Here is a 14,401-nt window from a genome sequence, read left to right on the forward strand (position 1 = left end):
AATAAAAACGGTGCAGTACCGGGCAAAAAATCTCCCCGTACTGCACCGCTAAGCGCCCCTAACAGAAGGGTTTTACTCGCTGTGTTCTTCCGGTGCCATGACCGCTTCACGGATTGCATCGACACTCAGGCTAGGCGCAAATGCACGGATGAAATCCAGAATGTAAGTACGCAGATAAGTGCCGCGCCGCACTGCCAGCCGCGTCACATTCGGCGTGAACAAATGCTTACCGTACAGCGTGCGCAAACCAAAGCTGCGACCGGATTCCGCTGCCATCGAAGCGATAATACCAACGCCCAGACCCAGCGAAACATACTGCTGAATCACGTCCGAATCCATCGCAGTCAGTACGATATCCGGACGCAGACCGGCATGAGAAAACGCGGCATCGATATGGCTACGACCGGTAAAACCCTGATCATAAGTAATCAGCGGATAGCGCGCCAGTTCTTCCAGTGTCAGCACATGCTGATTCAGCAGCGGATGATCTTCCGGCACCACAATCATATGGTTCCATTCATAGCAGGCAAACGACACCAGATCTTTAAACTGCGATAAACCTTCGGTCGCGATACCGATGTCTGCCTTGCCCGACAACACCCATTCCGCAATATGTTCCGGCGAACTCTGCTGCAGGGCGATGCGCACATCCGGATAGCTGCCACGGAATTGCTGCACCACTTGCGGCAACACATAACGCGCCTGCGTATGGGTAGTGGCAATCGACAAAGTGCCGCGTGTCTGATCCGAGAATTCATCACCTGCGCGCTGCAGATTTTCTGCTTCCACCAGCAAACGCTCGATAATCGGCAGGATGGATTTTCCGGGCTCAGTCAAACCGGTCAGACGCTTACCGTTGCGCTCAAAAATATCCACGCCAAGCTCCTCTTCAAGCTCACGAATCTGGCGGCTGACACCCGGTTGCGAAGTGAACAGCACATTCGCCACTTCGGTCAGATTAAAACCACGGCGCGAGGTTTCGCGCACCGAGCGTAACTGTTGAAAATTCATAGGATGCTTCCCTTTCAGGCGGCCTGCTGATCGGCAAACACACGGTAGTGCTGCGGACGAACAATCAGGGTTTCTCCGGTTTTTAAATTCAGATGCTGCAAACGTTCGCTGCTGATGGTGGCTTCGATCAGCTGGTTGTTGTCATCTCTTTCCAGTTCCAGCTGTGCCAGCGGGCCGGTGCCGTGAATACGGCGCAACTGCACCAGCAAACCTTCTATGCCCGGTGAATAGCGTTCCACGCTCAGTTCATACGGACGCACATACGCCGTGCCGCTCGCATCGCGCAGATCACTGAATTCCGGTGCGGCAATACGCAAGCTCCCCAGATCGAGCTGACCTTCATGCAAGCGACCGGAAAAGCGGTTAATCTGACCGAGGAAGTTCAGCACAAATGGCGTTGCCGGTTGCTGATACACCTGCTGCGGCGTACCGGTCTGCTCCACTTTGCCGTGATTCATCAGCACCACACGGTCTGCCACTTCCAGCGCTTCTTCCTGATCATGCGTCACGAAAATACTGGTCACATGCAATTCATCATGCAGACGACGCAGCCAGCGGCGCAATTCTTTACGCACTTTCGCATCCAGCGCACCGAATGGTTCATCCAGCAGCAATACTTTTGGCTCCACTGCCAGCGCACGGGCTAAGGCAATACGCTGACGCTGACCACCGGACAACTGCGGCGGATAGCGGTCTGCCAGCCAGTCCAGTTGCACCAGCTCCAGCAACTTCATCACGCGCGCGCGGATCTCGTTTTCAGAAGGGCGGCGTTTTTTATCCATCACGCGCAGACCGAAAGCCACGTTTTCAAAAATCGTCATGTGCTTGAACAGCGCATAATGCTGGAACACAAAACCAACCTGACGTTCGCGCACATGGCGGCCGGTCGCATCTTCACCGTGCATCAGCACTTGTCCTGCATCCGCGGTTTCCAGACCGGCGATGATACGCAGCAGCGTGGTTTTGCCGCAGCCCGACGGGCCGAGCAAAGCAGTCAGTTCACCCTGAGCAAATTCCAGATCCACATTATGCAACGCAGTGAATCCGCCAAATCGTTTTTGCAATCCGCTTACAGCAATACTCATTTTCTTCTCCTCAGGATGCACGGTGCGTATGCGCAGGGTGCTGGCTGCGCCAGTCGGCAATCGCTTTCAGCGCCAGCGTCAGCAAGGCCAGCAGAGTCAGCAGCGATGCAACAGCAAAGGCGGCAGCAAAGTTATATTCGTTGTACAAAATTTCCACTTGCAAGGGCATGGTATTGGTCTCACCGCGAATATGACCCGATACCACCGATACCGCACCGAACTCGCCCATTGCCCGCGCATTGCTCAGAATCACGCCGTACAGCAAGCCCCATTTCACGTTCGGCAGCGTGACGCGGAAGAAGGTTTGCCAGCCGGATGCGCCAAGCACCAGCGCTGCTTCCTCTTCCTCAGTACCCTGTGCCTGCATCAGCGGAATCAGTTCGCGTGCCACAAACGGGAAAGTCACGAACAGTGTTGCCAGTACGATGCCCGGCACCGCAAACAGAATGCGGATATCGTGTTCACGCAACCACTCGCCAAACCAGCCCTGCGCACCGAACAGCAATACATAAATCAGACCGGAAATCACCGGCGATATCGAGAACGGCAAGTCGATCAGCGTCAGTAAAATGCTTTTGCCCCGGAACTGAAATTTCGCAATCGCCCATGCTGCAGCCACACCGAACACCAGATTCAGCGGCACGGAAATCGCGGCGGCGATCAGCGTTAAGCGTATCGCCGACAAGGCATCCGGCTCCACCACGGATTCCAGATACACTTTCCAGCCCTTGGCCAGCGCTTCAGCAAACACGGCGGCCAGCGGAATAAATAAAAATAAAGTCAGAAATAAGGCTGCCACACTCAGCAATACAATCCGCACCCAGCGTGGTTCGGTTGTGGCAGCACTGCGCACCACCGTGACGGCCGGTGCAGCAGATAAAACAGCAGTCTGTGTCATGCGAATTTCCCTCCGGTCTGACGACGGCGTGCCCATGCCTGCAGCAGATTAATCGTGAGTAACAATACAAAGGAAATACTCAGCATGACCACTGCAATCGCCGTTGCACCGGAATAATCGTACTGTTCCAGTTTCGTAATAATAAATAAGGGGGTGATTTCAGAAACCATGGGCATATTGCCCGCGATAAAAATCACCGAACCGTACTCACCGGTGGCACGTGCAAACGCCATCGCAAAACCGGTCAGCCACGCTGGCAGTATGGTAGGGAAAATCACGCGTACAAAAGTTTGCCAGTGACTCGCGCCCAGACTCAGCGCCGCTTCTTCCAACTCTTTTTCTGTTTCTTCCAGTACCGGTTGTACGGTACGCACGACAAACGGTAAGCCGATGAAAGTCAGCGCAACCCAGACACCCAGCGGCGTAAACGCGACCTTGATACCCAGCAGCGTCAGCCACTGACCCAGCCAGCCTTGCGGCGCGTACAGTGTTGCCAGCGTGATGCCAGCCACTGCGGTTGGCAATGCGAATGGCAAATCCACCAGTGCGTCCAGCACACGCTTACCGGGAAACGGGTAACGCACCAGTACCCAGGCCACGATCAGCCCGAAAATACCGTTGGTCATCGCTGCCAGAAACGAAGCACCGAAGGTCAGGCGGTACGATGCCATGACCCGTTCAGATGTCACTGTCGCGACAAACTGATCCCAGCTGAGTCCCAGTGTTTTCAGAAACACGGCAGACAAAGGAATCAACACAATCAGACTCAGGTACACCAACGTAAATCCCAGTGACAGGGACAATCCCGGTATCACCTGACGTCGTCGTGGTGCAGAAGAAAAAACAGAACTCAGCATGGGAACCTCATCTCACACGGGCAGCAATATCAACGCTGACCCGGCTGGTAAATCTGATCAAATAAACCGCCGTCCGCGAAATGGGTTTTCTGTGCATTGGACCAGCCGCCAAAGGTGTCGTCGACTGTGACCAGTTTCAGTTTAGGGAATTGTGCAGCGTATTTTTTAGCTGCTTTTTCTGTGCCCGGACGGTAGTAATGTTTCGCAATCAGATCCTGTGCTTCATCGGTGTACAGGAATTGCAGATAGGCTTGTGCTACCTTGCGGGTACCGCGTTTGTCAGCAACTTTATCGACCACGGCGACTGCAGGTTCTGCCAGAATACTGATGGACGGCACCACGATATCGACTTTATCCGGCCCGAGTTCGCGGATCGCCAGCAAGGCTTCGTTTTCCCACGCCAGCAATACGTCACCGATACCGCGCTCTACAAAGGTGGTGGTGGCACCGCGTGCGCCGGAATCCAGCACCGGAACGTTACGGTATAAGCGGCTCAGGAAATCTTTTGCAGTCGCTGCATTGCCACCCGGCTGACGCAGCGCATAAGCATAGGCGGCCAGATGGTTCCAGCGCGCACCGCCGGAAGTTTTCGGGTTTGGCGTGATCACAGCCACACCCGGCTTGACCAGATCATTCCAGTCGCGGATTTGTTTAGGATTGCCTTTACGCACCAGAAACACAATGGTCGAGGTATAAGGCGATGCATTGTTTGCAAAGCGTTTTTGCCAGTCTTTTGCCAGCAAGCCGCGCTCTGCCAGTGCATCGGTGTCATAGGCCAGCGCCAGTGTCACCACGTCGGCATCCAGACCATCAATCACGGCACGCGCCTGTTTGCCGGAACCACCATGCGATTGTTTGATCGTGACGGTGTCACCGGTACTTGCCTGCCACTGGCGGGCGAAGGCTTTATTCACATCCTGATACAGCTCACGTGTTGGGTCATACGATACGTTCAGCAAACGCACTTCTGCAGCTTGTGCCGCTGTGCCGGAAATAGCCAGTAATGCCACTGCAATCCACTTATGTACAGACATGCTTTCCTCATTTGGTTATCGAATAATGAAGTAAGCATATCTGCGGTTTTTATACATTAAAACGAAGTATTTTTTTGTTCTATATTCAAAAAACGAATATAGAGCGCAGTTATTCCGGTTTTTTGTCGATTTTCTTATTTGAAAAATAAGTTTTTTATCGCCTTCAGCAAAAAAGTGTTTGCTCAGCTACACTGCGCAGCGGCGCTGACAGCAGGCAATTGCCGCACGCGGTCAGCATGACTGTGTATTCCGTTTTCTCCGGAGCGAATGATGAAAAAATGGCTTTTGGCACTGGGTCTGATGCAATTTCTGGCGGTACCGGCAATGGCGGAAGACGCCGCCTCCTGCCCTGCGGTTCTGAACCACAGTTTTAACCGTCTGCAGGACGATGTACCGCAAAACCTTTGTCAGTACAAAGGAAAAGTAGCACTGGTCGTGAATACTGCCAGCTATTGCGGTTTCACCAAGCAGTATGAAGGTCTGGAAAAGCTGTACGCCCGTTTGCAGGATAAGGGTCTGGTGATTCTGGGTTTCCCGTCGAATGATTTCGGCAAACAGGAACCGGGCAACAGCAAGGAAATTGCTGATTTCTGTTTCAATACTTACGGCGTGAAATTCCCGATGTTTGCCAAGTCCTCCGTCAGCGGCAAAGATATCAATCCGCTGTACGCCGAACTGGTCAAAGCCACCGGTACCACGCCGAAATGGAATTTCTACAAATATCTGATCGACCGTAACGGTAAAGTGCTGCATGCATATTCCAGCGTGACCACACCGGACGATAAAAAACTGGTCAGCGATATTGAGAAAGCACTGGCGCAGTAATCAACGCGATTCCCGCTATCAAAGCAAAAGCCTGAAACCAGAACGGTTTCAGGCTTTTTTCATTTTCAGACTCAGTGCTGACTTGCTCAGCCTGCTGCAGAGACGGCCGAACGCGCCTGTTCCGACAAAAATCCACCCAGCGTTGCATGCACCATTGCAGCGACAATCTGCTCGTGGCTCATGCGTTTATCGCGCAACAGAAAATCCACAGTCGGATCGCAGGCGCGTGAATACAGGGTGTAGACCAGCACATCGTCCGGTACCAGCGGGGTCAGTGCGCCCTGTTCACGGGCTTTTGCCACCATCGCATGGAAACGCTTGTGCATTTTCAGGGCCAGCGTAATGTATTCCAGATTCAGCATCAGGCTGCGCTGCAGGGTCAGACTGGTCGATGGCAGATGCGGCACACCACCCTCCAGCCGCAATTTCAGCGACCAGGTCAGGATATGGCGGATCTTTTCGATTTCCGGCATCGTTTCCGGCAGCGTTTCCAGCTCTGCCATCGTCGCATTCAGCAAACGGATCAGCGCCGCAGCCGCCAGCTTGTCTTTGGAAGAGAAGTGCTTGTACAGACTTCCCTTCGCAATGCCGACCGCATCCGCCACATCATCCATGGTCATCAGGTCGTAACCTTTTTCTGACAAAAGACGGTTAACGGCATCGATGATCGCTTCTTCGCGCGCATCAAATTGTTGTTTTTTAAAGGGAATCCGTATCTTCACAATTTTTTCCAGCACAAATAAAAACTTTGTAGTATATTTTGTGACTGATGAGTCACGTTTTGAATCAACAGTCATATTTTATCCCAGATCGCAGCTTTTTCCAGAAAAAGCTTGCGCCGTGATCTGAACACTGAACCCGACAGGAAAACGCCATGAGAATCGCTGTAATCGGTTCCGGCATCGCCGGACTCTCCGCCGCCTACCAGCTGGCAAAAAGCAAACAGGATGTCTGCCTGTTTGAAGCCAATGACTATTTCGGCGGGCATACCCATACCGTCGATGTCGATGTTGACGGTCACCGCTTCGGCGTGGACACGGGTTTTCTGGTGTTCAATCACCATACCTACCCGAATCTGGTGCGCCTGTTTCAGGATTTGCAAATCGATACGGTGAATACCGACATGTCGTTTTCGGTCAGCATGCCCGGCCCGGATGGCAAGGCACTGGAATGGTCGGGCACCAGTCTGGATACCGTGTTTGCCCAGCGCAGCAATCTGCTGCGCCCAGGCTTCTGGCGCATGCTGCGCGACATTCTACGCTTCAACAAACAAACCACCGATCTGGCAAAAAGTCAGAATCTGGACGACTGGCAAATGCCACTGGGACAATTTCTGGATCGCTTCAACTACAGCCATGAATTCCGTCAGTGGTATCTGCTGCCGATGGCAGCCTGTATCTGGTCTTGTCCGACAGAAACCATGATGGCATTTCCGGTCGCTTCGTTTGCCACCTTCTGCCATAACCACGGCCTGCTGCAAATCACAGATCGTCCGCAATGGCGCACGGTGCGCGGCGGTGCGCGTCAGTACGTAGAAAAAATCCTGCAGGCGATTCCGCAAACCTGTCTGAACACACCGGTACGCGCAGTGCGTATCGGCGCGGGTGGCCTGCCGGAAGTGCAGACCGATGCCGGCAGTGAAGTGTTTGATCAGGTGGTATTTGCCTGCCACAGCGACCAGACCCTGCGTTTGCTGGAAGGCGCCACTACCGAAGAATCCGCGATCCTGAGTGCCGTCCGCTACCAGCCGAATGTGGCGGTACTGCATACCGACGCTTCGGTACTGCCAGCGCGTCAGAAAGCCTGGTCTGCATGGAATTATCAGAGCGAAGGCGGCGCCGAACCGCGTGTCTGCGTGCATTATCTGCTGAACCAGCTGCAACCTTTACCGTGCAGCACGCCGGTGATCGTGACACTGAATCCGGTGTCTGAAATCGCCAAAGATAAAATCATCGCCAGCTACGACTACGCTCACCCTGTGTTTGATCAGGCAGCGGTAGCAGCACAGCAGCAACTGAACCGCATTCAGGGTCAGCGCCGCCTGTGGTTTGCCGGAGCATGGACTGGCTACGGCTTCCATGAAGACGGTCTGAAATCCGGCTTAAAAGTCGCACAGGGTATTTTGCAGCAAATGCTGGCAGAACAAAGCTGGGCGGACGCCGCATAAGGATGATCATGGAATCTGCGTTTCCTGTTCAGATTTGTACCGGTACCGTCATGCATAAGCGTTTGCGTCCGGCGGTGAATGCATTCCGTTACGGCGTGTTCTTTTTGCGTCTGCAACTCAGAGCACTGGAACAACAACCGCAAAGCCGTTTCCGCTGGTTTTCCGTGAACCGTTTTAATCTGCTGGCATTTCACATGAAAGACCATGCGGACGGCAAAGGCCGCCTGAGTGCATGGGCCGATCAGATTCTGCATGCCAACGGCATTCACGATGCCGACGGTGAAATCACACTGCAATGCTTTCCGCGTGTGCTTGGCTATGTGTTTAATCCGGTCTCGTTCTGGTTTTGTCACCGTGCCGACGGTGCGCTGCGCGCCGTGATCTGCGAAGTGAATAACACCTTCGGCGAAAAACATATTTATCTGCTGGCAGGTGAGCAGCCGCTGGGCAATGGCGTGCAGTTACAGGCACGCAAAATTTTCCATGTCTCGCCGTTTTGCGAAACCACAGGCCAGTACCGTTTCCGCTTTATCCGCCGCGAACAGGATGCAAGGGTTGCAGCGCGGATTGAATACGATGATGTAGCCGGTCCGCTGATTACCACCAGCGTTTCCGGACAAGTACATGCGATGAGCGACCGCCGCATTCTGCAGGTTTTCGCGCGCTATCCGCTGATGACGCTGGCCGTAGTCTGGCGTATCCACTGGCAAGCTTTGCGTTTATGGATCAAGCGCGTTCCTTTCTTCACTAAACCCCTTCCGCCGTCTCAAGAGGTCAGCCGATGAACACTTTGTCACCAACGATGCCATCCAACGATGACAGCCTGTCCAGTCTCGATACCCGCGCCTTTCCGACCGGTGTTGCCACCGTTCTCAAGCATCTGGCGCGTTTGCGCGAAGGCTGTCTGACACTGCATTTTCCCGATGGTCAGAGTGCCACATTCGGACAGCTGACAGAACAGGGCTTGCATGCCGTACTGCATTTGCGCGACTGGTCAGTAATCCGTTCCGTACTGCGCTCAGGCGATATCGGCTTTGCGGAAAGTTATATCGCCGGACACTGGCACAGCCCGAATCCGGTCAGCCTGCTGGAACTGGTAACGCGCAACCGCGAAGCACTGGAACAAGTAATTTACGGCAGCTGGTGGGGTAGTTTGCTGTATCGCATACGCCATCTGCTGAACCGCAATTCACGCAGCGGCAGCCGAAAAAATATCCATGCGCACTACGATATCGGCAATGCGTTTTACCGTTTGTGGCTGGATACATCAATGACGTATTCCAGTGCAATTTTTGATCCGGCTGCCGATGAAGATCTGACGACTGCACAGGACAGAAAATACCGCCGCATTCTGCAGGCACTGCAATTACCTGCAGATGCCAGCGTGCTGGAAATCGGTTGTGGCTGGGGCGGTTTTGCAGAACTGGCGGCGCGCGAAGCCGGCGCAAAAGTCACTGGCTTAACACTCTCGACAGAACAGCTCGCCTATGCGCGTAAGCGTCTGGCGCAGGCGGGTGTTGGTGAGCAGACCGATCTGCGTTTGCAGGATTACCGCGATACCGAAGGGGCTTACGATGGCATCGCGTCGATAGAAATGTTTGAAGCCGTTGGCGAAGAATACTGGCAGGACTATTTCGCCTGCCTGAAACGTAATCTGAAATCCGGCGCACGTGCCTGCATTCAAAGCATCGTGATTGATGAGCGTTTGTTTGAACGTTACCGCAGCGGCACTGATTTTATTCAGCAATACATTTTCCCCGGCGGCATGCTGCCATCCATCGAACGCTTCCATGCCATGGCAGAACAGCACGGACTGGAAGTGTGCAACACCTTCAGCTTTGGTCAGGACTATGCAACCACCCTGCATTTGTGGCGTCAGCAATTCCTGCAGCAATTGCCGCAGGTACGTGCACAGGGCTTTGATGATGCGTTCATCCGCACCTGGGAATTTTATCTGGTGTACTGCGAAGCGGGCTTCCGTTCCGGCAACATCAGCGTTGCCCAGTTCACCCTGAGAAAACCATGAAACCCGCCCTGTTCTGCCAGTTTGCGATTGTTGCCTGTGTTGTACTGTCGCCGCTGCATGCCGCGCTGGCAGCGCAACCACCGGCACCGGCGGCAGTCACGACCGAATTGCGCCAGCCATTTTTACTCGGCCAGGGTACGCACCGCTGGTTTGGTTTAAAAATTTTTGATGCGACGCTGTGGAGCACCACACAGGAATGGCAGGGACTGACGCAGCGTTTCGCGCTGGAACTGCGCTATGCGCGGCATTTGTCCGGAAAAAAAATTGCCGAAGTCAGCATCGAAGAAATGCAGAAACTGGAAAAGCTGAAGCCGGAACAGCAGCAACGCTGGCTGCAGCAAATGCAGGCGATGTTTCCGGATGTTGAAGAAAACACCCGCCTTACCGGTGTGCATTTACCGGGTGAAGGCGCACGTTTTTTTCTGAATGACCAGCCGCTCGGTGAAATCGGCGATCCGGAATTTGCGCGTCTGTTCTTTGGTATCTGGCTGGATAGCCGCAGCTCTGTACCGGCACTGCGTGCGCAGCTGACCGGCAAACCACGCTGATCAGGAGATCATGATGTTTCGTACTTTCCCGCGTCTGCGCAGCATGGCTGTGCGCACTTTTACCGGCCTGCTGACCGCAGCCCTGCTCTCTTCCTGTGCGAGTACCATGGATATTTCCCGCTACAACAACGAACGCCCGGTATTACAGGTTGAAAACTATTTCAACGGCAAGCTGGATGCCTGGGGCATGTTTCAGGATCGCTCCGGCGATATCGTCAAACGCTTTACCGTAGAAATGGATTGCCAGTGGAATGGCGATACCGGCACGCTGAATGAGTATTTCACGTACAGCGACGGCACGAAGCAAACCCGTATCTGGACGCTGAAAAAAACCGGCAATGGCAAACTGACCGGCATCGCTGCAGATGTGGTCGGCGAAGCACAGGGTGAAGTAGCCGGTAACACGCTGCATCTGCGCTATGTGCTGGCCTTGCCGGTGGATGGGCGCATCATTAATGTGAATATGGATGATGTGATGGTACTGATGGATCAGCAAGTGATGCTGAACCGTGCCGTGATGAGCAAGTTCGGCGTACAGCTCGGCACCGTGACTTTATCGTTCCGCAAACGTCAGGGATAAATCATGAACACCCCTGTGACTGACTGGCGCGGCAAACGTGTCTGGATCATCGGTGCCTCCAGCGGCATTGGCGCTGAAACCGCTAAACAACTGAGCGCACAAGGCGCGAAGCTGGCTTTATCCGCACGCCGTAAAACGCTGCTGGAGCAGGTAGCCGCCAGCTGCCATGATGCACTGGTACTGGAAGCAGACATCACCGACAACGCCACCCTGCAACAAGCGAATGCAGAATTGCTGGCGCAATGGGGCGGCTATGATCTGGTGCTGATTGTGTCCGGCACGTACCACCCTATGCGCGCCGAAACCTTTGATCTGCGGGCAGCACAGCAAACCATTGATGTGAACCTGAAAGGCGTGTATCAGGTACTGGACAATGTGCTGCCAGTTTTTCTGAAACAGCAATCCGGCGGCATTGGTGTGGTGGGTTCGGTCGCAGGCTTATCCGGTTTGCCGGATGCACTGGCTTACGGCCCGAGCAAAGCCGCGCTGATCAACCTGTGCGAATCTTTATATTTTGATTTACATGCAAAAGGCGTGGCGGTGTATATGATTAATCCCGGCTTTGTGGATACACCGATGACATCGGTGAATAAATTCACGATGCCAGCCTTAATGACACCGCCGCAAGCTGCCACCGCGCTGATTCGTGGCATCATGAACGGTGAATTTCATATTCACTTTCCACGCCGCTTCACCAACTGGCTGCGCTTTGCGCGCCTGTTACCGTATCGCGGCTACTTTTATCTGATCCACAAATTCACCGGACTATGAATAACAACGCGCACGCAACGGAACAAAGCTGTCAGCACAGTCTGCAACAGCTGGTGCTATTCTTTGAAACCATCAGCCCCAACAGCGTGCAGCGCATTCCCGACATTTACAGCGCCGACGCCTACTTCAAAGACCCGTTCAATGAAGTGCGCGGCGTGGAAGCGGTAAAAAAAATCTTTGTACACATGTTTGTGCAAGTCGAAGCGCCACGCTTTATCGTCACCAATACCGTACTGCAAGGCGATCAGGCCTTTCTGTGCTGGGAATTTATCTTCCGCTTCCGCCGCTTCAGCAACGAAGAACAATGCGTGCGCGGCGTCACGCATTTCCGTTTCGACAGCAACGGCAAAGTCAGCATGCACCGCGATTACTGGGACGCCGCTGAAGAACTCTACGAAAAACTCCCCGTCCTGCGCCACCTGATGCGCTGGCTACGCCGCACGGCGAATCAGTAACGGCAACGTCCGGCGCTCTTCAGATATACTAATTTCTGGCGGATACAAATACGTGTCCGCAATACATACAATTAATTGAATCAATGAAGCGAGCGAAAAACCTTACAGATCGCTCACTTGCATACGTTAAATTAGACATGTCCCATAGACGCGTTTCACCTGAATTTTTCTCCGCTCTTCAGTGGTTTTCTTTGGCATTACCACTATCGATCTTTCTGGGAATTGCAGCGGCAATCGCGATATTTATGCACGGCAACGAGTCGTTATACACCTCACTCTTGCAGTCACTCTTCTTCATCGCCACCGGCGGCGGCATTGCTATGATGTATTTTGTCTGGTGGATGAGCATGACGTTCCGGGGAATCGTAGCCACCCCAAAGACGCCCTGGGAAATTTGCGTAATCGCTGACATCATCAAGATCAAGTCCAAACGCTTCGAGGTGACGTTTCCAATTTCTCAGCCAAATGAGTACATTCACGTATGGGATGGCAATTTTGATCAGATTCAGGGTCTGGAAGACGAAGGGCTGCTGATTGACTTCGGCCACATCTTCCGAATCGTCGTACCCGGTTCCAGTATCAACTTCGAGGCCGCACTCGCACACATTGAAACCTTCCGGCCTGTCCGCACAAAGATTGTTGATTAGATACAGCGTAACGCCCTCACAACTCAACTGAGGCAGTTTGTGGCTTGCCGCAATTGCCATTTCACCAAATCTGCCTTTATGCTGTCCGCATGCGTCTGACGACAAGGCGCGGATCAACCAGGAGACAAGCAATGGCAGTGAGTAACCGGCCGCTGAACCGGCAGGATTTCAAAACACTGGCGCTGGCCGCATTAGGCGGGGCGCTGGAATTTTACGATTTCATTATCTTTGTATTTTTCACCGTGGTCATCGGTGAACTGTTTTTTCCGCCGGACATGCCGGACTGGTTAAAGCAGGTGCAAACCTTTGGCATTTTTGCGGCTGGTTATCTGGCGCGTCCGCTTGGCGGCATCATCATGGCGCACTTTGGTGATTTGCTCGGTCGCAAACGCATGTTCACGCTCAGCATTATTCTGATGGCGCTGCCGACGCTGGCGATGGGCTTGTTGCCGACCTACGCCACGCTGGGCATTGCTGCGCCGGTGGCCTTGCTGGCCTTGCGCATTTTGCAGGGCGCGGCAATTGGCGGCGAAGTGCCGGGTGCATGGGTATTTGTGTCGGAACACGTACCGGCGCAGCGTACCGGCTTTGCCTGCGGTACCTTAACCTCCGGCCTGACTGCCGGCATTCTGCTCGGCTCGCTGATGGCAACGGCGATCAATACCAGCTTCAGCCCTGAAGAAATCCGCGCGTGGGCGTGGCGGATTCCGTTTATTACCGGCGGTATTTTCGGTTTTGTGGCGATGTATCTGCGCCGCTGGCTGCATGAAACGCCGGTGTTTCAGGAAATGCAGGAACGCAAACATCTGGCGGCTGAACTGCCGCTGAAAAAAGTGCTGCGCGAACACAAGTCTGCCGTGCTGATGTCGATGGCGCTGACATGGTTGTTATCCGCCGCGATTGTGGTGGTGATTCTGATGACGCCTGCCTATCTGCAAAAGCAACTGGGACTGGCGGCGGCTGTCACGCTGAAAGCGAATTCGATTGCGACGATTGCATTAACCATTGGTTGCATACTGGCAGGCCGCATTATCGACAGCCTCGGCGCAGGCTGGACCTTCATCGCGGGCAGCAGCCTGCTCGGTGGCGTGGTCTGGCACTTTTACAACGGCGTGCTGGCCGATCCTTCCACGCTGTATCTGAACTATGCGCTGGCTGGTCTGGCGGTCGGCATCGTCGGTGCTGTGCCGTATGTGATGGTGAATGCGTTTCCGGCCGTGGTGCGCTTCACCGGCCTGTCGTTCTCGTATAACGTGGCTTACGCGATCTTCGGCGGCCTGACGCCGCTGATGGTATCGCTGTGGCTGAAAACCGAACGCCTCGCCCCCGCCTACTACGTCTGCAGCCTCAGCGTCCTCGGCGTACTGATCGGCTTCACCCTGCTGTGGCAACAACGCCGCCAGTCCCGCTGATATTTTCTGTGCCGGAACGCGAAGCTGTTTCGCGGTTCCGGTGATATCCTTCTCTCTGCATCTTCCCCCTGCTTCACAAGCCACC

16 protein-coding genes are annotated in these 14,401 nt (G+C 54.0%); 10 read left to right on the plus strand and 6 right to left on the minus strand.

Annotation, left to right across the window (positions count from 1 at the left end; all coding sequences use genetic code 11):
* Window positions 1–72: 72 nt before the first annotated feature.
* From IE092_RS07260 to IE092_RS07280, 5 genes are read right to left on the minus strand one after another with little or no spacing between them, the layout of a single operon-like run.
* Complete coding sequence (locus tag IE092_RS07260) at window positions 73–1,011, minus strand: CysB family HTH-type transcriptional regulator (RefSeq protein ID WP_189356393.1); 939 nt, start codon at window positions 1,009–1,011, stop codon at window positions 73–75.
* A 14-nt stretch (window positions 1,012–1,025) separates the two neighbouring features.
* Entirely contained in the window at window positions 1,026–2,096 is a 1,071-nt protein-coding gene (locus tag IE092_RS07265; protein WP_189356394.1) for a sulfate/molybdate ABC transporter ATP-binding protein, read from the minus strand.
* Window positions 2,097–2,106: 10 nt separating this feature from the next.
* Window positions 2,107–2,994 (minus strand): sulfate ABC transporter permease subunit CysW, encoded by an 888-nt coding sequence (gene cysW, locus IE092_RS07270; RefSeq protein ID WP_189356395.1) that lies wholly within the window; start codon window positions 2,992–2,994, stop codon window positions 2,107–2,109.
* Window positions 2,991–3,851, minus strand: coding sequence for a sulfate ABC transporter permease subunit CysT (cysT, locus tag IE092_RS07275; RefSeq protein WP_189356396.1), 861 nt, complete (start codon window positions 3,849–3,851; stop codon window positions 2,991–2,993). Before cysT ends, cysW begins: the two co-directional genes overlap by 4 nt.
* Window positions 3,852–3,880: 29 nt before the next feature.
* Window positions 3,881–4,885 carry a sulfate ABC transporter substrate-binding protein gene (locus IE092_RS07280; RefSeq protein WP_189356397.1) on the minus strand — a complete coding sequence of 335 codons (1,005 nt, stop codon included), beginning with the start codon at window positions 4,883–4,885 and terminating at the stop codon, window positions 3,881–3,883.
* A gap of 267 nt (window positions 4,886–5,152) precedes the next feature.
* Here IE092_RS07280 and IE092_RS07285 point away from each other — a divergent pair, with 267 nt between their 5' ends.
* On the plus strand, window positions 5,153–5,710 hold the full coding sequence (locus tag IE092_RS07285; protein ID WP_189356398.1) for a glutathione peroxidase: 558 nt from the start codon (window positions 5,153–5,155) through the stop codon (window positions 5,708–5,710).
* 86 nt (window positions 5,711–5,796) lie between these two features.
* Here IE092_RS07285 and IE092_RS07290 read toward each other — a convergent pair whose 3' ends face one another.
* The gene (locus IE092_RS07290; protein ID WP_189356399.1) at window positions 5,797–6,432 is read right to left on the minus strand and encodes a TetR/AcrR family transcriptional regulator; all 636 of its coding nucleotides are present in this window, start codon (window positions 6,430–6,432) and stop codon (window positions 5,797–5,799) included.
* 152 nt (window positions 6,433–6,584) lie between these two features.
* On the opposite strand from IE092_RS07290, the gene IE092_RS07295 reads away from it, so the two are divergent.
* The 9 genes from IE092_RS07295 (at window position 6,585) to IE092_RS07335 (ending at window position 14,316) form a co-directional block, all read left to right on the plus strand.
* Window positions 6,585–7,877 (plus strand): NAD(P)/FAD-dependent oxidoreductase, encoded by a 1,293-nt coding sequence (locus IE092_RS07295; protein WP_189356400.1) that lies wholly within the window; start codon window positions 6,585–6,587, stop codon window positions 7,875–7,877.
* A gap of 8 nt (window positions 7,878–7,885) precedes the next feature.
* Window positions 7,886–8,662: a DUF1365 domain-containing protein gene (locus IE092_RS07300; protein ID WP_189356401.1), complete on the plus strand. Its 777-nt coding sequence runs from the start codon at window positions 7,886–7,888 to the stop codon at window positions 8,660–8,662.
* Window positions 8,659–9,903 (plus strand): SAM-dependent methyltransferase, encoded by a 1,245-nt coding sequence (locus IE092_RS07305; RefSeq protein WP_189356402.1) that lies wholly within the window; start codon window positions 8,659–8,661, stop codon window positions 9,901–9,903. Before IE092_RS07300 ends, IE092_RS07305 begins: the two co-directional genes overlap by 4 nt.
* Window positions 9,900–10,451, plus strand: coding sequence for a chalcone isomerase family protein (locus IE092_RS07310; protein WP_189356403.1), 552 nt, complete (start codon window positions 9,900–9,902; stop codon window positions 10,449–10,451). Before IE092_RS07305 ends, IE092_RS07310 begins: the two co-directional genes overlap by 4 nt.
* A gap of 10 nt (window positions 10,452–10,461) precedes the next feature.
* Window positions 10,462–11,031 (plus strand): DUF3833 domain-containing protein, encoded by a 570-nt coding sequence (locus IE092_RS07315; protein ID WP_308427119.1) that lies wholly within the window; start codon window positions 10,462–10,464, stop codon window positions 11,029–11,031.
* Window positions 11,032–11,034: 3 nt separating this feature from the next.
* Complete coding sequence (locus tag IE092_RS07320) at window positions 11,035–11,802, plus strand: SDR family NAD(P)-dependent oxidoreductase (RefSeq protein ID WP_189356404.1); 768 nt, start codon at window positions 11,035–11,037, stop codon at window positions 11,800–11,802.
* Window positions 11,799–12,257, plus strand: a complete 459-nt coding sequence (locus IE092_RS07325) for a nuclear transport factor 2 family protein (protein WP_189356405.1) — start codon at window positions 11,799–11,801, stop codon at window positions 12,255–12,257. The genes IE092_RS07320 and IE092_RS07325 overlap by 4 nt, the downstream gene beginning before the upstream one ends.
* A gap of 83 nt (window positions 12,258–12,340) precedes the next feature.
* Window positions 12,341–12,904 (plus strand): hypothetical protein, encoded by a 564-nt coding sequence (locus IE092_RS07330; protein WP_189356406.1) that lies wholly within the window; start codon window positions 12,341–12,343, stop codon window positions 12,902–12,904.
* A 131-nt stretch (window positions 12,905–13,035) separates the two neighbouring features.
* On the plus strand, window positions 13,036–14,316 hold the full coding sequence (locus IE092_RS07335; protein ID WP_189356407.1) for an MFS transporter: 1,281 nt from the start codon (window positions 13,036–13,038) through the stop codon (window positions 14,314–14,316).
* Window positions 14,317–14,401 lie beyond the last annotated feature (85 nt).

Source organism: Cognatundibacterium squillarum (genome assembly GCF_014652435.1).
Classification (GTDB): Bacteria; Pseudomonadota; Gammaproteobacteria; order Burkholderiales; family Burkholderiaceae_D; genus Undibacterium; species Undibacterium squillarum.

What these genes read in the sequence shown, in the direction of transcription:
- IE092_RS07260 (WP_189356393.1), bottom strand. Translation starts at nt 1,011, where the DNA reads ATGAATTTTCAACAGTTACGCTCGGTGCGCGAAACCTCGCGCCGTGGT.
- IE092_RS07265 (WP_189356394.1), bottom strand. Translation starts at nt 2,096, where the DNA reads ATGAGTATTGCTGTAAGCGGATTGCAAAAACGATTTGGCGGATTCACT.
- cysW (WP_189356395.1), bottom strand. Translation starts at nt 2,994, where the DNA reads ATGACACAGACTGCTGTTTTATCTGCTGCACCGGCCGTCACGGTGGTG.
- cysT (WP_189356396.1), bottom strand. Translation starts at nt 3,851, where the DNA reads ATGCTGAGTTCTGTTTTTTCTTCTGCACCACGACGACGTCAGGTGATA.
- IE092_RS07280 (WP_189356397.1), bottom strand. Translation starts at nt 4,885, where the DNA reads ATGTCTGTACATAAGTGGATTGCAGTGGCATTACTGGCTATTTCCGGC.
- IE092_RS07285 (WP_189356398.1), top strand. Translation starts at nt 5,153, where the DNA reads ATGATGAAAAAATGGCTTTTGGCACTGGGTCTGATGCAATTTCTGGCG.
- IE092_RS07295 (WP_189356400.1), top strand. Translation starts at nt 6,585, where the DNA reads ATGAGAATCGCTGTAATCGGTTCCGGCATCGCCGGACTCTCCGCCGCC.
- IE092_RS07300 (WP_189356401.1), top strand. Translation starts at nt 7,886, where the DNA reads ATGGAATCTGCGTTTCCTGTTCAGATTTGTACCGGTACCGTCATGCAT.
- IE092_RS07305 (WP_189356402.1), top strand. Translation starts at nt 8,659, where the DNA reads ATGAACACTTTGTCACCAACGATGCCATCCAACGATGACAGCCTGTCC.
- IE092_RS07310 (WP_189356403.1), top strand. Translation starts at nt 9,900, where the DNA reads ATGAAACCCGCCCTGTTCTGCCAGTTTGCGATTGTTGCCTGTGTTGTA.
- IE092_RS07315 (WP_308427119.1), top strand. Translation starts at nt 10,462, where the DNA reads ATGATGTTTCGTACTTTCCCGCGTCTGCGCAGCATGGCTGTGCGCACT.
- IE092_RS07320 (WP_189356404.1), top strand. Translation starts at nt 11,035, where the DNA reads ATGAACACCCCTGTGACTGACTGGCGCGGCAAACGTGTCTGGATCATC.
- IE092_RS07325 (WP_189356405.1), top strand. Translation starts at nt 11,799, where the DNA reads ATGAATAACAACGCGCACGCAACGGAACAAAGCTGTCAGCACAGTCTG.
- IE092_RS07330 (WP_189356406.1), top strand. Translation starts at nt 12,341, where the DNA reads ATGAAGCGAGCGAAAAACCTTACAGATCGCTCACTTGCATACGTTAAA.
- IE092_RS07335 (WP_189356407.1), top strand. Translation starts at nt 13,036, where the DNA reads ATGGCAGTGAGTAACCGGCCGCTGAACCGGCAGGATTTCAAAACACTG.